The 18,839-nt window shown below is 70.5% G+C and carries 17 protein-coding genes; 10 read left to right on the top strand and 7 right to left on the bottom strand.

What is annotated here, in order from left to right; all coding sequences use genetic code 11:
• Positions 1–12: 12 nt before the first annotated feature.
• From gnd to dnaA, 3 genes are all read right to left on the bottom strand, one after another.
• Entirely contained in the window at positions 13–885 is an 873-nt protein-coding gene (gene gnd / locus ACIBF8_RS14775) for a phosphogluconate dehydrogenase (NAD(+)-dependent, decarboxylating) (RefSeq protein ID WP_396783328.1), read from the bottom strand.
• A 40-nt stretch (positions 886–925) separates the two neighbouring features.
• Positions 926–2,059 (bottom strand): DNA polymerase III subunit beta, encoded by a 1,134-nt coding sequence (dnaN, locus tag ACIBF8_RS14770; protein ID WP_396783327.1) that lies wholly within the window; start codon positions 2,057–2,059, stop codon positions 926–928.
• Positions 2,060–2,834: 775 nt separating this feature from the next.
• Positions 2,835–4,781 (bottom strand): chromosomal replication initiator protein DnaA, encoded by a 1,947-nt coding sequence (gene dnaA / locus ACIBF8_RS14765; protein ID WP_396783325.1) that lies wholly within the window; start codon positions 4,779–4,781, stop codon positions 2,835–2,837.
• A 509-nt stretch (positions 4,782–5,290) separates the two neighbouring features.
• Between dnaA and rpmH the strand changes: the two genes are divergently transcribed.
• The 9 genes from rpmH to ACIBF8_RS14720 all read left to right on the top strand — a co-directional run bounded on the left by rpmH (position 5,291) and on the right by ACIBF8_RS14720 (position 13,749).
• Positions 5,291–5,428 carry a 50S ribosomal protein L34 gene (rpmH, locus tag ACIBF8_RS14760; RefSeq protein WP_007453904.1) on the top strand — a complete coding sequence of 46 codons (138 nt, stop codon included), beginning with the start codon at positions 5,291–5,293 and terminating at the stop codon, positions 5,426–5,428.
• A gap of 34 nt (positions 5,429–5,462) precedes the next feature.
• The gene (gene rnpA, locus ACIBF8_RS14755) at positions 5,463–5,879 is read left to right on the top strand and encodes a ribonuclease P protein component (protein WP_396783324.1); all 417 of its coding nucleotides are present in this window, start codon (positions 5,463–5,465) and stop codon (positions 5,877–5,879) included.
• Positions 5,876–6,172: a membrane protein insertion efficiency factor YidD gene (gene yidD, locus ACIBF8_RS14750; protein ID WP_396783322.1), complete on the top strand. Its 297-nt coding sequence runs from the start codon at positions 5,876–5,878 to the stop codon at positions 6,170–6,172. Before rnpA ends, yidD begins: the two co-directional genes overlap by 4 nt.
• 2 nt (positions 6,173–6,174) lie before the next feature.
• Positions 6,175–7,164, top strand: a complete 990-nt coding sequence (gene yidC, locus ACIBF8_RS14745) for a membrane protein insertase YidC (protein ID WP_396783759.1) — start codon at positions 6,175–6,177, stop codon at positions 7,162–7,164.
• 212 nt (positions 7,165–7,376) lie between these two features.
• On the top strand, positions 7,377–7,997 hold the full coding sequence (locus ACIBF8_RS14740) for a protein jag (RefSeq protein WP_396783321.1): 621 nt from the start codon (positions 7,377–7,379) through the stop codon (positions 7,995–7,997).
• Positions 7,998–8,127: 130 nt separating this feature from the next.
• On the top strand, positions 8,128–8,835 hold the full coding sequence (gene rsmG / locus ACIBF8_RS14735; protein ID WP_396783758.1) for a 16S rRNA (guanine(527)-N(7))-methyltransferase RsmG: 708 nt from the start codon (positions 8,128–8,130) through the stop codon (positions 8,833–8,835).
• A 256-nt stretch (positions 8,836–9,091) separates the two neighbouring features.
• On the top strand, positions 9,092–10,417 hold the full coding sequence (locus tag ACIBF8_RS14730; protein WP_396783320.1) for an AAA family ATPase: 1,326 nt from the start codon (positions 9,092–9,094) through the stop codon (positions 10,415–10,417).
• A 27-nt stretch (positions 10,418–10,444) separates the two neighbouring features.
• Complete coding sequence (locus ACIBF8_RS14725) at positions 10,445–11,458, top strand: ParB/RepB/Spo0J family partition protein (RefSeq protein ID WP_396783318.1); 1,014 nt, start codon at positions 10,445–10,447, stop codon at positions 11,456–11,458.
• A gap of 1,028 nt (positions 11,459–12,486) precedes the next feature.
• Complete coding sequence (locus ACIBF8_RS14720; protein WP_396783317.1) at positions 12,487–13,749, top strand: hypothetical protein; 1,263 nt, start codon at positions 12,487–12,489, stop codon at positions 13,747–13,749.
• Positions 13,750–13,841: 92 nt separating this feature from the next.
• Here ACIBF8_RS14720 and ACIBF8_RS14715 read toward each other — a convergent pair whose 3' ends face one another.
• Both ACIBF8_RS14715 and ACIBF8_RS14710 read right to left on the bottom strand, forming a co-directional pair.
• Positions 13,842–14,843 (bottom strand): D-alanine--D-alanine ligase, encoded by a 1,002-nt coding sequence (locus ACIBF8_RS14715; RefSeq protein WP_396783316.1) that lies wholly within the window; start codon positions 14,841–14,843, stop codon positions 13,842–13,844.
• A 7-nt stretch (positions 14,844–14,850) separates the two neighbouring features.
• Positions 14,851–16,164 (bottom strand): PLP-dependent aminotransferase family protein, encoded by a 1,314-nt coding sequence (locus ACIBF8_RS14710; protein WP_396783315.1) that lies wholly within the window; start codon positions 16,162–16,164, stop codon positions 14,851–14,853.
• A 295-nt stretch (positions 16,165–16,459) separates the two neighbouring features.
• Here ACIBF8_RS14710 and ACIBF8_RS14705 point away from each other — a divergent pair, with 295 nt between their 5' ends.
• The gene (locus ACIBF8_RS14705; protein ID WP_396783314.1) at positions 16,460–17,125 is read left to right on the top strand and encodes a GNAT family N-acetyltransferase; all 666 of its coding nucleotides are present in this window, start codon (positions 16,460–16,462) and stop codon (positions 17,123–17,125) included.
• Positions 17,126–17,161: 36 nt separating this feature from the next.
• On the opposite strand, the gene ACIBF8_RS14700 is transcribed toward ACIBF8_RS14705, so the two are convergent.
• Together ACIBF8_RS14700 and trxA are read right to left on the bottom strand one after the other, a co-directional pair.
• A complete protein-coding gene (locus ACIBF8_RS14700) occupies positions 17,162–18,325 on the bottom strand; it encodes an N-acetylmuramoyl-L-alanine amidase (RefSeq protein WP_396783312.1) in 1,164 nt (387 codons plus the stop codon).
• Positions 18,326–18,496: 171 nt separating this feature from the next.
• Entirely contained in the window at positions 18,497–18,820 is a 324-nt protein-coding gene (gene trxA / locus ACIBF8_RS14695; protein WP_396783311.1) for a thioredoxin, read from the bottom strand.
• Positions 18,821–18,839: the final 19 nt, after the last annotated feature.

Below are 18,839 nucleotides of genomic sequence, written 5' to 3'. Positions count from 1 at the left end.
TGTGGATACCGCTCAGCGCTTGTGGACGGCGTGGCCGCCGAACTGCTGACGCAGCGCGGAGACGGCCTTCATGGCGGGTGAGTCGTCCTGCCGCGACTGGAACCGGGCGAAGAGCGACGCGGTGATGACGTTCAGCGGTACGGCCAGCCGGACCGCCTCGTCGACCGTCCACCGGCCCTCGCCGGTGTCCTCCGTGTAGCCGCTCAGGTCGGCCAGCTCCGGGTCCTCGTCGAGCGCGCGGTCCAGCAGGTCGAGCAGCCAGGAACGGACGACCGTGCCCTCCCGCCAGGACTTGATGACGCCCGGCACGTTGGTCACCAGCTCCGAGGCGGCCATCAGCTCGTAGCCCTCGGCGTAGGCGTGCATCAGGCCGTACTCGATGCCGTTGTGCACCATCTTCGAGTAGTGCCCGGCACCGACCGGACCGGCGTGCACGAAGCCGAACTCGCCCTCCGGCTTGAGCGCGTTGAAGATCGGCATCAGCCGGTCCACGTGCTCCTGGGCGCCGCCGACCATCAGCCCGTAGCCGTTCTGCCGGCCCCAGACACCGCCGGAGACCCCGACGTCCAGGTAGCCGATGCCCCGCTGGTTGAGCCGCTCGGCGCGGGGGGCGTCGTCGCTGAAGCGCGAGTTGCCGCCGTCGATGATGATGTCGCCCTCGCCGAGCACCTCGGCGAGCTCGTCGATGGTGGCATCGGTGACACCGGCGGGCACCATGACCCAGACCGCGCGCGGGGACTCAAGCTTCTCCGCCAGGCCCGCGAGGGTCGTGACGTCGCTGATCTGCGCGTTGTGGTCGAAGCCGACCACCTCGTGCCCGGCCGAACGCAACCGCTCCCGCATGTTGCCGCCCATACGGCCGAGTCCTACTAGGCCGAGCTGCATGTGTTTCTACCTCCGTGGATCTGGGTGTTGCTGGGCGCGATCAGCGCGAGACGCGGATCGGCATGATGAGGTACCGGTACCCCGGAATGACCTCGCCATCCTCGCCGGCGGGTGAGATCACCGCGGGCTTGAAGGCGTCGACGAACGAGAGCACGGCCGTCTGGGCGCCCAGGTTTGCCAGACCGTCGATGAGGTACTGCGGGTTGAAGCCGATGGTCAGCGGGTCACCGGTGAAGGTGGCCTCCATCGCCTCGCTGGCCCGTGCCTCCTCGGAGCCGCCGGCCTCGACCACCAGGCCGTCGGCGCTGAAGCTGAGCAGCACCGGAGTGGTCCGCTCGGCGACCAGCGCGACCCGCTTGACCACCTCGATCAACGTGCTGACCGGCACCCGGGCCGCGGCGTTGTGGGAGGCCGGGAAGAGCGAACGCACCGGCGGGTAGTTCGCGCCGTCGAGCAGGCGGCTGGTGGTGCGTCGGGTGCCCCCGGCGAGACCGACCATGCCCTCGCCGGCCGCGCCCTGGGCGAGGGCGAGGGTGACCTCGCCGCCCAGCGGGCCGAGGGCCTTGGCGGTGTCGTGCAGGGTGCGGGCCGGCACCAGGGCGTTGATGCTCACCTCGGGGTCGTCCGGCCGCCACTGGATCTCGCGCAGCGCCAACCGGTAACGGTCGGTGGCGAGCATCGACAGCGTGTCGCCGGACAGCTCGACGCGGACGCCGGTCATCATCGGCAACGTCTCGTCGCGACCGGCCGCGATGGCCACCTGGGACACCGCGGTGGCGAACGCGGCGGCGTCGACAGTGCCGGCGCTCTGTGGCATCTCGGGCAGCGCGGGGTAGTCCTCCACCGGCATGGTGGGCAGGGTGAACCGGGCGCTGCCGCAGACCAACTCGAGGTGGGCGCCGACCGCGGCGATGTCGACCGGCTTGGCCGGCAGCGCCTTGGTGATCTCGGCGAGCAGGCGGCCGGAGACGAGCGCGGCACCGTCGGCGTCGCCCTGCACCTCAACGGTCACCTGGCTGGAGACCTCGTAGTCGAACCCGGAAACCCGCAGGTTGCCGTCGGTGACACGGAGCATCACCCCGGCGAGCACCGGTACGGATGGCCGGTTGGGCAGGCTCTTCGCGGTCCACGCCACGGCCTCGGCGAGCGCGTCGCGCTCCACTCGGAACTTCATCAATGCCTCCGCGTCGACGTCAGCGACAACTCTCTCATGCCGACCGCTGCCTACCGTCCCGCCCGACCGTGCGGGTACCCATCGCACCTTAGGGCGCGGGGGCATCGGCTGTGCGCCCGACCCCATGGATCGTGTCGGTGCTTACCGGCTGATCCGGTGGCGCTCGGCCCGATCCACAGAAAGCCCAACGGTGATGATTGGTTTTTGTTCTCTTAGAAGAGATAACTCATCGTCTTCATCGCACCTGTGCAAACTGTGGAAAAGCCGGGTCTCCGCAGCTCAGGCAGGTTATCCACCGGTGATTTAGCTGTGGAGAACCGGGGGTACAACCGGCTTGGGTGTCCACAGCCCGCCCGCGGCGGCCGGTTGTCCACCGTTGTCCACCGGTTGTCCACCGGTAATCCACCGACTTTCTCCCCAAGCCTGTGGATCGCGGGGAAGATCACCATTGCCGTCATCCCCAGAACCTTCAACAGCTCGTGCACAGGTTGATCGTGATCGGTGGATAACGTGACCGTCGTCCCCAGGCGTCCACAGCCTCGTACACAGGGTTTCTCCACAGCCTGTGGGTAACCGGCGAAGGACGGATCGTAGTTATCCACCGACGGTGGATAACGAGCTGTGGACAACGAGTGGAAGTCGAGGCGGTCACGGCCTCGATGCTGTGGTCTCCACCATGTCGAGAGTCCAGCTGTCGGACGAAAAAGAACGCCCGGCCGGAGATCCGGCCGGGCGTGTCCCGGGCTGTGCGCCGCCGCGACGGCGGGCGTACCCCTCAGCTGTTCTGCTTGATCCGGTTGGTCAGCTCGGCAATCTGGTTGTACAGCGAGCGGCGCTCCGCCATCTGCTGCCGGATCTTGCGGTCGGCGTGCATCACCGTGGTGTGGTCCCGGCCGCCGAACGCCTGCCCGATCCGGGGCAGCGACAGCTCGGTCAACTCCCGACACAGGTACATGGCCACCTGGCGGGCGTTGACGAGCACCCTGGACCTCGACTGGCCGCGCAGGTCCTCCAGGCTCACCCCGAAGTAGTCGGCGGTCGAGGCCATGATCTGGTCGGCGTTGATCTCCGGGCCGGCGCCGTCGGGCATGAAGTCCCGCAGCACCTCCTCGGCCAGCGACAGCTCGACGGTCGACCGGGTCAGGCTGGCGAACGCGGTCACCCGGATCAGCGCGCCCTCCAGCTCCCGAATCGAGTTCGACACCCGGGAGGCGATGAACTCCAACACGTCCGGCGGGGCGTACATCCGCTCCTGCGCCGCCTTCTTCTGCAGGATCGCGATTCGGGTCTCCAGGTCCGGTGGCTGGATGTCGGCCAGCAGCCCCCACTCGAACCGGGTTCGCATCCGGTCCTCCAGCGTGGCCAGCTGACGCGGCGACCGGTCGGAGGTGATCACGATCTGCTTGTTGGCGTTGTGCAGGGTGTTGAACGTGTGGAAGAACTCCTCCTGGGTGCGCTCGCGGTTCTCCAGGAACTGGATGTCGTCGATCAACAGGATGTCGACGTCGCGGTAGCGCCGCTGGAACGCGCTGGTCTTGTCGTCCCGGAGCGAGTTGATGAAGTCGTTGGTGAATTCCTCGGTCGAGACGTAGCGGACCGAGCGGGCGTTGCCGAGCGTGGTGGCGTAGTGCCCGATGGCGTGCAGCAGGTGGGTCTTGCCCAGCCCCGAGTGCCCGTAGATGAACAGCGGGTTGTACGCCTTGGCCGGTGACTCCGCCACCGCCACACTCGCGGCGTGGGCGAAGCGGTTGGACGAACCGATGACGAACGTCTCAAACATGTACTTCGGATTGAGCCGGTTACCGCCGGTGTCGGTACCGGGCAACCGGCGGTCGTCGCGGCCACCGGTCCGATGGTCCACCGCGCTGCGGCCCGGCCCGCTGTCCGTGCCGCTGTCCCGGGGGAGCGCGCGGATCACGTGCTGGTCGCGCGGCGACGCCGAGTCTTCCCGATAGCGGGGCTCGTAGGGCCGGGTGTCCGGGCCCGGCGGGTCGAGGCGGGCGGCCTGCTCGTCGTAACCGCGCCGGTCCGGCCCCGGCCGGGGCGACCGCATGGGTTCGGCGAAGGCGGTGCTGAACAACGCCTCCTGCCCGTCCCTGCTGGCCGGGATCAGCCCCGAGCGATGCCCGTCGACGGTCGGCGCGAGCGGCGGACCCGCCGGCGCGGGTGGCGCCACCGTATCGGGCGTACGCGGCGTCGGTGACTGCTCCGGGATCAGCGCGTCGGCGGACGGTCGAGCGCCCTGGTCGTCGTCGAGCGGCGCGGCACCGGGGCCGTCGATGCCGATCGGGCCGGCGTCCGGGGCGCTGCGGTAGACGGTGCCGGCCGGTCGGCCGGTGGCGTCCTCCGCCACCCGGACGGTGACCGCGACCTGGATCGGTCGGCCGAGCCGGCGGGTGAGCGCCTCGGTGATCGCCGGGCGCAGCCGCGACTCGATCACGTCACGGGTGAACGCGTCCGGCACGGACAGCAGTGCGGTGTCCTCGACGATCGCTCGCAGCCGGGTCAGCCGGAGATAGGCACGCTGCTGGGCAGAGATGATCTCGTCGGCTAGCTCGTCGGTCGCCGCTAACCACACTGCGGCAAGGTCGGTCGTACCGGCCACCGTCGTGCCACCCCCTCGCCTCTGCTCCCGGCCGCCGCTGTCTGCCAGCCGGCCGTCCCGGGCCCGCCGCGTTCGCGGGTGGAACAACACCCACCCGGACGATCGACCGGTGGTCATCCACAAGTTATCCACAGCCTGTGTACCGACCGATTGTGGCCGCCGCCGGACGCGGGTGGGACCTGCCCCCTGCCTGAACGGGCGCTGAAGCGGGTTCACCGTGCCGAACGATTCACTGCCTTGTCCGGTCTTGCCTCTGCGACGACCGGAGCTTCCGACGCTCACCGCAATCGGGCACGGTAACAGCGTTGTCCCTGCGCCATCAACCGGCGACGCGGCGGTGCCCTTGTCGGCATCAGCGAAAACCACCCTTCGGCCTCGGGCGCGTCCTGTTGCCCGCTGCTCGGGGTGTTTGACGGTCATTGCCCCCCTGCGTAGGCTGGAACGGCTGCTTTCTCGCCCTCTGCTAGGGTGATGGGTGCTTGCTGTCCGCGGTCGCATCCCCGCATCGCCGAGGTCCTGCTCCGCCGGACAGCACCGATCGTGGGCCACCGTCGAGGTGGCCTGGACCACCACACGACCCCGGCGATCCCGTCGCGCGGGGCGCGTACGAAAACGGAGAGCCTGACGTGAGCAAGCGCACCTACCAGCCGAACAACCGCCGGCGCGCGAAGACCCACGGCTTCCGGCTGCGCATGCGCACCCGTGCCGGCCGTGCCATCCTGTCGAGCCGTCGCGCCAAGGGTCGCACCACCCTGTCGGCCTGAGCCGACCGGGCCGGTCCAGGGGACGTGGGCAGTCGTGCTGGCCGCCGCACAGCGACTGCGGCGCAGCACTGACTTCGCCGCAGCGGTTCGCGGTGGCCGACGCGCCGGACGTGGCGCCGTCGTGGTCCACCTGGCCCTGCCGGTGACCGCCGACCCCAGCACACCGACCTTGCCGGAGCCGGTACGGGACAACAGTGCGGATCAGTCGTCCGCGCCGTCCCGTGCCGGCTTCGTCGTGTCCAAGGCGGTCGGCAACGCGGTGACCCGCAACCGGGTCCGGCGCCGACTGCGGGCGCTGGTCCGGGAACGGCTGACCGCCCTGCCCGATGGCAGCACCCTGGTCGTCCGGGCGCTTCCCGCCGCGGCGCAGGCGTCGTACCCCCGGCTCGCCACCGACCTGGACGCCGCCATCGCGGTCGCCCGGTCGCCCCGCGAGCGGCGGCCTCGATGAGCGGCACCGAGCAGACCAGCCCGGGCCCGTCCACAACCGGTGCCAAGGTGCTGATCGCGCCTATCATCGCGTACCGTCGGTGGATAAGTCCGGCCCTGCCGGCTCGCTGTCGGTTCTACCCGTCGTGCAGCGCGTACGCCCAGGAGGCGGTCGCCCGGCACGGCGCGCTCCGGGGAGCCGTGCTGGCGGTCCGGCGGTTGTTGCGCTGCCACCCCTTTCACCCTGGTGGATATGACCCGGTGCCGGAGCCGGGCGGCCGCCGTCGTGCTGATGTGACTGGAGCCCCGAATTGAGTCTGAGTCTCGACTGGATCTACTACGCGATTTCGTGGATCCTGCTGACCTGGCACTCTGCCTGGGACGCCATCGGGGTGCCGGTCGGCGCGGTGATCGGCACCAACTTCGCCTGGATTCTGTCGATCATCTTCCTGGTGGTCACCGTCCGGGTGATCCTGTTCCCGGTCTTCGTCAAGCAGATCAAGTCGCAGCGGGCGATGCAGGCGCTCCAGCCCAAGGTCAAGGAGCTGCAGGAGAAGCACAAGGGTGACCGGGAGACGCTCCAGAAAGAAATGATGGAGCTGTACAAGAAGGAGAAGGCCAACCCGCTGATGGGTTGCCTTCCGATGTTCCTTCAGATCCCGGTCTTCCTGGGCCTCTTCCACGTGCTGCGGCGGCTCGACCCGGACAAGCCGAACAAGACCCTCTACGGCTGGACCGTCGATCAGTTCCAGAGCGCCTCGCAGGCGAAGCTCTTCACCGCCCCGATCGCGGGCAAGTTCGGCTCCACCGCCGACGAGCTGGCCAGCCTCGGCGCCAACGGCACCACCGTCAAGGTCATCGCCGGTGTCCTGGTCCTGGTCATGATCGCGACCACCTACCTGACCAGCCGTCAGATGATCCTCAAGACCGGCTGGGCCGAGGACCCGCAGCAGCGGATGATCCAGCGACTGATGCTCTACGGCATCCCTGCCTCGCTGCTGATCTCCGGCGCGATCTTCCCGATCGGTGTGATCATCTACTGGGTCACCAACAACCTCTTCACCCTCGGCCAGCAGCAGTGGGTGCTGCGGAAGTTCCCGCCGCCGGTGACCGCCAAGAAGGCCACCGCCCCCGCCGCCAGCCGCAACCCGGTGCAGCCCGCCAAGTCCGGCGGCCTGTTCGGTCGGGGCAAGACGGCTCCGCCGGCGCCGGTCAAGGCCGCCGCTCCCAAAGTGGCCGGGCCGAAGCCGGGTGCCAAGCCGATGAACAACCCGAAGAAGGGTCGCCCCGCCAAGCGGCAGGGCTGACCTGGAAGGGCCGCCGCCGGTGATCCGACGGCGGCCCGTTCCGCACCGCGCAGCCGCCGTATGGCCGGCGCCGGACGGAACCGACCGCGCGCTGCGCGGCCACGGGCGACACTGCCCGTACAGACGTGCCTGGGGGCACCGGCGACCTCCCGCCGGCCCCGGGAAACCAGTCGGACCCGACGGTCCGGCCGAGCGAGTACGGAGATGAGACCGTGACCGAGACCAGCATCCCCCGCGCCGAGCAGTCCCTGGACGAGGAGGAGACCGCGACGCTCGCGGTGGACGGCGACGACACCGAGGACGACGACACCGAGGCGGACGACGACACCGACACCGCCGTGTCCGGCGCCCGGTCGAAGAAGGCAGTCGGCGAGGGCGACCTGTTCCGGCAGAGCGAGATCGCCGCCGACTACGTCGAAGGGCTGCTCGACATCCTGGACTACGACGGCGACATCGACGAGCTGGTTTCCGCCGGCCGTCCGATGGTCGAGGTGGTCGGCGAGCGACTGCAGAACCTGGTCGGTCAGCGCGGAGCCACCCTGGAGGCTCTTCAGGAGTTGACCCGCCTCGCCGTCTTCCGGCAGACCGGTACGCCGAGCCGTCTGCTGCTCGACGTCGGTGGCTACCGGGCCAACCGCCGCAAGGAACTCGCCGCGGTCGCCAAGAACGCCGTCGAGAAGGTCAAGGAGTATGGCGAGCCGGTCCGCCTGGAGGCGATGTCCGCGTTCGAGCGCAAGTGCGTGCACGACGTCGTCAACGCCATGTCCGGCGTGGCGAGCGAGTCCGAGGGTGTGGAGCCGAACCGGCGCATCGTCGTACGGCCGGCGGACTGACCGGGTGACCCACGACGACACCACGGCCGACGCCGTGTCCGGCCCGGGCGGTACGCCGCCCGGGCCGTCCGCTGTCCGGCCCGACACCTCCGACGCCAAACCAACCGCCCCGTCGCCAGCCGACGCGGCGTTGCCGCCCGAGTTGGCTCCGGCCGCGCTGACCCTCTTCGGTGATCGGCTGGACCTGGCCGCCGCGTACGCCGAACTGCTGGCCACCGACGGGGTGGTCCGCGGCCTGATCGGCCCCCGCGAGGCACCCCGCATCTGGGATCGGCACCTGCTCAACTGCGCTGCGGTCGCCGAGCGGATCCCGACCGGCGCCACGGTGCTCGACGTCGGCTCCGGTGCTGGTCTGCCGGGCCTCGTCCTGGCCATCGCCCGACCCGACCTCACGGTCACGCTGATCGAGCCACTCGCCCGACGGACGTCGTTCCTGATCGAGGTCGTCGAGCGACTCGGTCTGGCCAGGTCGGTGCGGGTGTTCCGGGGCCGGGCCGACGAGGCGGCCACCGGGTCGAGCGGCCGGGAGCCGATCAGCGGAGACGTGGTGACCGCGCGCGCGGTCGCGCCACTGGATCGGCTGGCGGGCTGGAGTCTTCCTCTGGCGGTTCGCGGCGGCCGGCTGCTGGCGCTCAAGGGGTCGTCCGCCGCAACCGAGATCGAGGAGCACGCCGAGGTGGTGGCGCGACTCGGCGGTGGAGAGCCAGCCGTGCGGCTCTGCGGCGTCGGGGTGATCGATCCGCCGACCACCGTCGTGGAGATCGTGCGTGAGCGGATGATCGGCTCCCGCCCGGCGGCCAAGAAGCGTGCCCGGGGCGGGCGCTCCCGCCGAGGTTGACACTTCGTGCCATCGGGCTTCCGGCCGGTGGGTTGCCTCGTTGTACCGGTACGGATGGACGAGGGGATGAGAACCCGACGTGGACCGGCCGCGCCCGTCCGCCGTAGGCTGACCGCGCGTCGATAGTGTGGAGCGGGTGACGGACGTCGCGGGTCTCCGACCGCTCCCTTGGGCCGTACGCTCCGGGATGCGGGCGTGGATGCGGCCAAGTTGACCGGGGCGCGGACCGACCATCCGAAGCGGGCAGGGATGACAGGTGCATGACGACGGCAGGTACGACGATCCACGCGTGACCGGGTCGACCAGCGATCCCGTTTCACGTGAAACCGACTACCCAAGCTGGTCGCCCGGCGCGACCGGGCCATCGATCCGACCTACGGACAGCGATTCGGCGGCAGTGCTCGACCAATCCTCGACGGCCGGGCGGTCGGAGGACGCGGCCGGTCCGGATCCGGCGGGTGCCCGCCGGTCGGCGGAAGGATTGAGTCGACCGGTCAACGCCGCCGAGGTGCGGTCGACCTCGGGTCGCCGCAACACCGCCGCGGCGGTTCGCTTCGAGCCGGCGGTTCCGCATCAACCGACTGCGGCCGTCGTTCGGGACTCCGCGCCGGTGGTCGCCGACGTGCCGGTTGCTTCGGCCGAGTCGCTGGCTGCCGTGGCGGCCGACCCTACGTACGTTTCACGTGAAACCCCGACGCGCGAAGAGGATGACCCACCGTTGGCTATGGAGGCGATGCGCGCCGTGCAGATCCTGAATCCCAGTGGCGAGGTGACCATGCCTCGGCCGGACCGGACCCGGGTCATGTGCGTCGCCAACCAGAAGGGCGGCGTGGGTAAGACCACCACCACCGTCAACCTTGCGGTGGCGCTCGCCCTGCACGGCAACCGAGTGCTCGTGGTCGACCTCGACCCGCAGGGAAATGCCTCGACCGGGCTCAACGTCCCGCACCACACCGGCATCCCGGACGTCTACGACTGCCTGATCAACAGTGTGCCGCTGGCCGAGGTGGCACAGGCGGTCGAGGGTATCCCCAACCTGTGGTGCGTACCCGCGACCATCGACCTGGCCGGCGCGGAGATCGAGCTGGTGTCGGTGGTGGCACGGGAGTCGCGCCTGGACCGGGCGATCGCCGCCTACCCGGGCGAGTTCGACTACGTCTTCATCGACTGCCCGCCCTCGCTGGGGCTGCTCACGGTCAACGCTCTGGTTGCCGCGCAGGAGGTGCTGATCCCGATCCAGTGCGAGTACTACGCACTGGAAGGGCTCAACCAGTTGATCAACAACATCAACCTGGTGCGCCAACACCTCAACCCGAAGCTCGATGTCTCCACCATCCTGCTCACCATGTACGACCGCCGTACCCGGCTGGCCGACGCCGTGGAGCAGGACGTCCGGAACCACTTCGGCGACAAGGTTCTCCAGGCGGTCATCCCCCGCAACGTCCGGGTCTCCGAGGCACCGAGCTACGGCCAGTCGGTGATGACCTACGATCCCGGTTCGCGGGGCGCCACGAGTTACTTCGAGGCCGCCCAGGAGATCGCCGAGCGAGGCGTCAAGGAGCCGGTGGGCCGGAATGCGTAGTGCGGACGAGTCGCTGGGAGGCGTGGCATGAAGAACCGTCCTCGGGGCGGTCTGGGTAGGGGCCTGGGGGCGCTGATCCCGACCGGGCCGGCGCCGGGTGCCGCCGGCACCGCGACGGCCGAGCCGGAGAACGAGCACGTGGACGACGCGGGCTCCGCGGCGGTCTCCACCGTGCCCGCCCGAGCGCCAGTCCACGAGCCGGAGCCCACGCTCAGCCCGGTGCCGGGTGCTCGATTCGCCGAGATCCCGGTCGACGCGATCATGCCCAACCCGAAGCAGCCCCGCCAGGTCTTCGATGAGGAGGCACTGGAGGAGCTGAAGACCTCGATCCAGGAGGTCGGCTTCCTTCAGCCCATCGTCGTCCGACAGCTCGACGACGAGAAGTACGAACTGGTGATGGGCGAGCGGCGCTGGCGGGCCGCCCAGGCGGTGGGGCGGGAGAGCATCCCGGCGATCGTTCGGGACACCCGCGACGACGCCATGCTTCGCGATGCCCTGCTGGAGAACATCCACCGAGCCAACCTGAACCCTCTGGAAGAGGCCGCCGCCTACCAGCAACTGCTGGAGGAGTTCGGGGCCACCCACGAGGAGTTGGCGCGCCGGATCGGCCGGAGCCGCCCGCAGATCTCCAACACCATCCGACTGCTGAATCTGCCCGCGCAGGTGCAGCGTCGGGTCGCCGCCGGCATCCTGTCGGCGGGGCACGCCCGCGCTCTGCTGAGCCTCGACGAGGCTGAGGCGCAGGAGCAGTTGGCGCTGCGGATCGTGGCGGAGGGACTGTCGGTCCGGGCGACTGAGGAAATCGTGGCCTTGACGCTGAACGACGGGCCGGCGAGGGGTCAGACCGGGAAGCGGCGACCCAAGGCGCACGCGCCGGCCCTGACCGATCTCGCCGATCGGTTGTCCGACCGGTTCGACACGCGGGTGAAGGTGGACATCGGCCGGAGCAAGGGCAAGATCACGATCGAGTTCGCGACGGTGGACGACCTTGAGCGGATCGTCGGGATCATCGGAGTGCAGCAGGAGGAGAGCGGGGACTGAGTCCGCCCCTTCTCGTCCACGGCCGCGCTACCCACGGGGGCGCGGCCGTTCTGCGTCCCGAGTCGCCGCGTTTCACGTGAAACATTCGACGGTCTCGCTTCGACCGGAGCGGCGTGGCCGACGGGCGACGGGCGCGAATCCGTTAGCGGCGTGAGACGGCCGATGAGTGGCGGCGCGCGGAGGCGGCGCGTGGGAACAGCAGGCGATGACGGTGAGCCGGTGCAGGCGAGCGGAGCCGCCTACACGCGCCGCAGAAGGCTCTGAGATGGCCCACTCAACCGCAACCACCCCCAGCCCCGGTCGAAGCGCCAGCGGGCCGCTGAGCGGCGCGTAACGCATCCGCTGGGGCGTCGTTAGGCGTGCCGAGGTCCGCAGTGCGTCCTTCAGGACGAACTTGGCGAAGGCGACCGACAGGCCGGGCCGACCGACAGGCCGGGGCCGACCGACGAACTGGGCCGGCCGACGAACCGGGCCGACCGACGAACCGGGCCGACCCCGCCGGCAACGCCGCCGCCGCGTCCCTGGTTTCACGTGAAACGGAGCCCGCTGGGGCTGATCGAGAATCCTCCGGTGCCGGGCGTGACGAGTGGCCCCGTGTCGTCCGCCACGTTTCGGCCGCGCGGTGATGGGTGCCGCCGCAGGTTCGAGCTGTACCGGCCGGCTGCGACGCAGCGCCCAGCCGGCCAGTGGCGCGACATGAGCGTTCGGAGCGCCCCCGCTCGGGCACCCGCCCCAGTGATCAACCGACGTCCGCCAGTTCGGTGGTCGCGGATAACGACCGTCCGGCCGAAAAGTTATCCACACCGGTTGTCCACAGGCACCCCTCGTTTCACGTGAAACAGCGCGTGGGAGTGGGTGTGAGCCTGTGGATGACGGCCTGTGTTCAGGATCTCGGCAGCCTGTGGATATCGCCTTCCGGTGCCCGCGCGACCACCCGGACCCGGCCGACGCCGGGCACCGATCCGGTGGGGACGGGACCGCTCAAACAGGTAGGGACAGCGGTGCCAGACTCGGTTAGGGTCAGCGTCGTGCACGACACCCCTCCCTCAGTCCCGGACTTCACCCAGTGGCCGTCGTTCCCCTTCGAGGGCGACCTTCACGTGAAGCAACTCGATGATCCGGTCCCGGTCGAACCGCCTCGGAAGGGCGAGGGTCTCCGGGAATGCACCGCCTGCAACGCACCCGACGACGCCTACATCTGGGTGGGCGAGCGGTGGCGGGTACGCGCCATGGACCGGCCCACCGGCTTGCCCATGGTGCTCATCCTGGAATCGCGCACCCACCTCGATCTCGGCGACCTGCCGAACCTGCTGGCCGCCGAGTTGGGCGTGATGACCGTCCGTCTGGAGCGGGCCATCCGGTCTCTCGACGGTGTGGCGCGGGTGCACGTCAATCGGTGGGGCGATGGCTCGGCTCACCTGCACATGTGGTTCCTCGCCCGGCCCTACGGCCGCCTCCAACTGCGGGGCACCTTCCTGTCCCTGTGGGACTCGATCCTGCCGCCGATCTCCGAGGCGCAGTGGCGGGAAAATCTGGCGCTCGTCGCCGCCTGGCTCGCCGAGTTCGGTGGCCGTCCGCTCGCCGAGCCGCCCCGCATTCAGTGGCAGGCTCCGTCGAGTCTGCTGGCACAGTCGGCGGCCGCGGATGCCGCTGCCGCAGCGGAGGTAGCCGCCGCAGCGGAGGCGGTCTCGGTCATCGAGGCGGCCGAGGAGGTTCCGGAGCCGGCGCTCGACTCCGGTCCCGACTTGACCGACGCCGACGGCGCCCCCGGGGTCGAATCAGTCGCGACCACGGATGTCGGCTCGACCGCGACCACGGATGTCGGCTCGACCGCGACCACCGGCGCCGACCGGACGGCCGAGCCCGTTCAGACGGCCGGCGATCCGGCGACTGAATCCGTTCGGCCGGCATCCGCCACCACCCTGCCCGGCATCTCGGCCGCCGACGCCCAGGCATCCACCGCCTCAGCATCCGGCGGCGCCGCCACCGGCAGCGCCGCCACCGGCGAGACGCCCTATGACCGCCCGGAAGAGGCGCCCGCCAACGGCCCTCGCGTCGGCCCGGCGGAGCCGACCACCGACGGACCCCGTTTCGGCCCGGTGAGCGGGAGTGTCGACGAGACCACCTCGGGCACCTCCAGCGCGGCTGCCTCCGAGGTCTCCAGCGGGGGCGTTTCCGGTGCGGGAGTCAGGAAGCCCACCTCCCGGGACGGCGTCGGGGACGCCAGCACCCCGGCCGTGCCCGCACAGACCAACGGCAACGACGCACCCGACGTACCCGCGAACCACTGATCTGGAATCGGCCATGAGGTTGGCCCCGGCCGGCCACCCTCATGGCCGATTCGCGGGCGGGTGCCCGGCGGTCCGAGGGGTTGGCGGATAGGTCAGTGGACGGTGAGGCGGGCTGCCGCCCGGGCAACCAGGGTGCCGAGGAGTCGGCCGAAGTCCAGACCCGCCGCCTGCACGGCGAGCGGGAGCAGTGACGTCTCCGTCATACCCGGCGAGACGTTGACCTCCAGCACGTGTGGCTGACCGGCCGCGTCCACGATCACGTCGACGCGGGAGAGGTCCCGCAGACCGAGCGCGGTGTGCGCGGCGAGGGCCACGTCGGCAACCGTGGCGGCCACCTCCGGCTCCAGCCGGGCCGGTGCGTGCCAGGTGGTCCGTCCCGCCGTGTAGCGGGCGGCGTAGTCGTACAGGCCGTTGCGCGGCACGATCTCCACCGGTGGCAGTGCCTTCGGGCCATCGCCGAGGTCGACCACGGAGACCGCCACGTCCATGCCGGGCACGTACCGCTCCACCAGCGCCGTGGAGTCGTACGCGAAGCAGCCGACCATCGCGGCGGGCAACGCTGCGGCGTCCCGGACCACCGCGCCACCCAGCCCGGACCCGCCCTGCGCCGGCTTGACCATGAGGGGTAGGCCCAGGCGGTCGACGATCCGGTCCAGCACGGCGACCGCGCCCAGCTCGGAGAAGCGGTCGTGCGGGAGGGCTACCCACTCCGGGGTGGGGATGCCGGCCTCGCGCAGCACCGCCTTCGCCGAGGGCTTGTCCCAGGCGACCCGGGAGGCGCGAGCGTCGCAGCCGACGTACGGGATGTCGCACAGATCCAGCACCCCGCGCAGGGAGCCGTCCTCGCCGGTGGCACCGTGCAGTGCGATCACCACCGCGTCCGGCGGATCGGCCTGGAGCGCCGGTAGCAGCGCCACGTCCGCGTCCCGCAGCTCGGCCTCCACGCCGACGGCACGTAGCGCGTCGAGCACCCGACGCCCGGAGCGCAGTGACACGTCCCGTTCGTAGGAGAGCCCACCCGCGAGCACCACGACGCGCAGGTCGGCCGAGATTGCGGAATCGGTCACGAGGAGGCGCTCGGCGGTCGTACCCATGCCGGCATCATGCCAAGTCGGGCCCGGGCACGTCGGAGCCGGCCCGGCCGCGACGACCCGCCGCGCCACCCACGGCGCCGAAGACCCGGCGCATGGCGATCTCCTGCTCCATCACACCGGCCAGCCGGCGGACGCCCTCGCGGATCCGCTCCGGCGGCGGGAAGCTGAAATTGAGCCGCATGGTGCCGGTGCCGGTGCCGTCGGCGTAGAAGCCGGTGCCGGGTACGTAGGCGACCCGCGCGGCGACCGCTCGCGGCATCATGGCCTTCGAATCGAGCCCGTCGGGCAGGGTGGCCCACACGAAGAGACCGCCGGCCGGTGTGGTCCAGCTGGTGCCTTCCGGCATCAGGTCGGCCATCGCGTCGAGCAGGGCGTCCCGGCGTTCCCGGTAGACCTCCCGATAGACCTTGAGCTGCTGCCGCCAGGGCATCGTGCTCAGATAGGTGGCCACCGCGGCCTGGGCGTAGCCGCTGGGGCAGAGGATCTGCGCCTCGTTGGCGATGACCAGCTTGTCGCGCACCGCGTGCGGCGCGAGGATCCAGCCGACCCGCAGCCCGGGGGCGAAGGTCTTGGAGAAGGTGCTGAGGTAGAAGACGCCGTCCCGGCGGCGGGCCCGCAGGGGCGCCGGGGCCTCACCCTCGAAACCCAGCTGACCGTACGGGTCGTCCTCGACGACGAGCAGGCCGGCGCGCTCGCAGATGTCGAGCACCCGTTCCCGGCGCTCCTCGCTGAGCGTCACGCCGGTCGGGTTCTGGTAGGTGGGGATGGTGTAGAGGAACTTGACCCGTCGGCCCGCGCGGACCAGGTCGGCGATCGCCGCCTCCAGCGCCTCCGGGATCAGCCCGTCCGCATCCATGGGTACGTGGACGACCTGTGCCTGGGCGGCCTGAAACACGCCGAGCGCACCGACGTACGTCGGCCCTTCGGCGAGCACCACGTCACCGGGGTCGAGGAAGAGCCGGGCCACCAGGTCCAGTGCCTGCTGCCCGCCAACGGTGACCACGACGTCTTCCGGGGAGGCGCCACACGCGGCGTCGATCCCGGAGAGCGACATCACCTCGCAGATCCGCTCGCGCAGCTCAAGGGTGCCCTGGCCGATGCCGTACTGAAGGGTGGTCACGCCGTGCTCGGAACCGAGTCGGCCGAGCATTTCGCCGACCGCGTCCAGCGGAAGGGCGGCGATGTACGGTGCGCCGCCGGCGAGCGAGACGACCTCCGGACGACTGGCCACCGCGAACAGTGCTCGGATCTCCGAGGCGGTCATCCCGCGTACCCGCCGGGCGTACCGGTCGGTGTAGTCGTCGAGCGTCGTGCCGGTCATGACCTCACCTCGATCGCTGCTCGGGTGGTTCCCGCCCCGGGTACCCCGCACACCGCTGACCATGGGCGCGGGCACACCGATTGTCGATCCTAGTCGCCCAGAGTCGGCTTGCCGCCGTTCCGCGACGGATCGACCACATGGCGGACCGTCCCCGTCGTCCCCCACTGGGGTGGGCATCTGCGCGTCCCCTCCCGCATCGCCGATCGGCGGCGTACGATCGCTCGTCGGGGGCAGGAAGGCGGCGCTGTCGTTCCATGCCGGTCTTACCACCGAGCCTATTGTGGGGATGCGCCATATGTCGCGACGTCTGGTCAGCCTGACCCTCGACACGTTGGAAGACCTCCCGCGCCCGTGCCGGCAGTGCGTCTACTGGGAGCTCGATCCGGTCTCCGCGGACCGCGCGTGCGCCGCTGGCGATCCGGGCCTGGAGAAGGAGGCGTGGGTCTCCCAGACCCTGCTGGAGTGGGGCTCCTGCGGCAAGCTCGCCTACGTCGACGGCATGCCGGCCGGTTTCGTGATGTACGCCCCGCCCGCCTACGTGCCCCGTTCGATGGCGTTCCCGACCTCGCCGGTCTCCGCGGACGCGGTGTTGTTGATGACCGCCAACGTGGTCGCCGCGTTCTCCGGTGGCGGGTTGGGTCGGATGCTGGTGCAGGGTGTCGCCCGGGACCTGACCAAGCGCGGGATCAAGGCCATCGAGGCGTTCGGCGACGCCAAGTTCGGTGACGCGGACGACCCGGCCGGAGGTTGTGTGGCACCGGTCGACTTCTTCCTCTCCGTGGGCTTCAAGACCGTACGTCCGCATCCACGTTTCCCCCGGCTGCGCCTTGAGCTGCGGACCGCGCTGAGCTGGAAGTCCGACGTCGAGTACGCGCTGGAGAAGCTGCTCGGGTCGATGAGCCCGGAGACCCTGCTCCGGCCGGTACGCCCCGCTCCGGCCACCCGCTCCACCAACGGCTGACCGCGGACATCGCGGTAGCCGTCGCCGGGGGACGGATCAGTCGACCACGGTGCCGGCGGCCACGACGGCGCGCAGCTCACTGACGTCGAGGGATCCGGTCGGAACGTCCCGTTCGATCGGGTAGTACATCCGCTGCACCGCAGCCACGATCGCCTCCACCACGCGGTCCCGGAACCGGGGGTCGACAAGGTGGGCGCGGTCCGTCGGCGAGGTGAGATAGCCGACCTCGACCCGGACGGCGGGCATCCGGGTCAGTCGCAGCAGTTCCCACGTCTTGGCGTGGGTACGGCAGTCCCGCAGCCCGGTGCGCGCGACGATCTCCCGTTGCACCAGCCCGGCCAGGCGTTCGCCGGTCGCCGAGGTCACCCCGTTGTCGGTGCCGTAGTGGTAGGTCGCCACGCCCTCCGCGTCCGGGTTGGCGTGGCCGTCCAGGTGCAGCGAGATGAACACGTCGGCGCCGAGCGAGTTGGCCAGCAGGGCCCGGTCGGTGTCGGGCAGACAACTGTCGGGCGACGGGCCCCGGGTGAGCTGCACCCGCACCCCGGAGGCGGCGAGGCGCCCCTCCAGGCGGCTGGCCAGGTCGTGCACCAGGTCCGCCTCCGTCCAGCGCAGCGAGCCGTCGGGCACCACCATCCCGGGGTCGGTGCCCCCGTGCCCGGGGTCGATGACGACGGTCTTGCCGACCAGCGCCGGCCCGGACTGCCGGATCGCGTCGGATTCGCGTAGCCACTGCGGGCGGCCACCGACCACCTTGCGGCCGATCCGGCGGAGCGCGTTCATGGTGTGCGGGCCGCAGGAGCCGTCGGGGGTGAGCCCGACCTCGCGCTGGAACTGGGCCACCGCCCGGGACGTTCGGACACCGTAGATGGCGTCCGCCCGGCCCACGTCGTACCCCATCTCCAGCAGTCGCTCCTGTAGTGACCGGACGTCCTCGCCGGCGAGCGGTTCGGGGACCGCGTGGTAGAGGGTGCGGGCGCCGAGCCGCCAGCGGGCGGCGTCCAGAGCGCGCCACGTCTCCGCTCCGACCCGGCCGTCCACGCTGAGCCCCCGCGACTGTTGGAACGCGCGGACCGCCCGTTCGGTGTCGAGGTCGAACTCGTCGGTCTGCGGGCCGGCGGCAGTGAGTAGGTCGAGGCCGGTCAGGATGGTACGGATCTCCGTGACCGCGGGTCCCCGGTCACCGGGTCGGATCGGACGCACGCACGACCCCCTCTGCACGACGCTGGCTGGCCGGGCGGCCCAGGCTTGAGGCTATGCGCTCCGGGGCGGCCAGGTGGCTGGGCCGGGAAATACGTCGACCGGGCGGCCGGGAAGAACGCCGAACCCCGCACCCGCCGAGCGGGTACGGGGTTCGGTGAATGTTTCTGCTGGTCAGAGGGCCGATTCGATGAGCCGGACCAGCTCGCCCTTCGGCTTGGCACCGGCGATCGACTGCACCGGCTGGCCGTTCTTGAAGACGGTCAGCGTCGGCACCGACATCACCCGGTAGGCCCGAGCGGTCTCCGGGTTCTCGTCGATGTTGAGCTTGACGATGGTGACCTGGTCGCCCATTTCCCGGGCGATCTCCTCGAGCAGCGGCGACACCTTGCGGCACGGCCCGCACCACTCCGCCCAGAAGTCCACCAGCACCGGCCTGTCGGCCTGCAGTACGTCAGCGACGAAGCTCTTGTCCGTGACCGCCTTGGTTGTTCCCACTATGCCCCTCCTCCGGGAT

The sequence above is a fragment of the Micromonospora sp. NPDC050276 genome (assembly GCF_044459545.1).
Classification (GTDB): domain Bacteria; phylum Actinomycetota; class Actinomycetes; order Mycobacteriales; family Micromonosporaceae; genus Micromonospora.
This window is presented reverse-complemented; position numbering and strand designations above follow the sequence as displayed.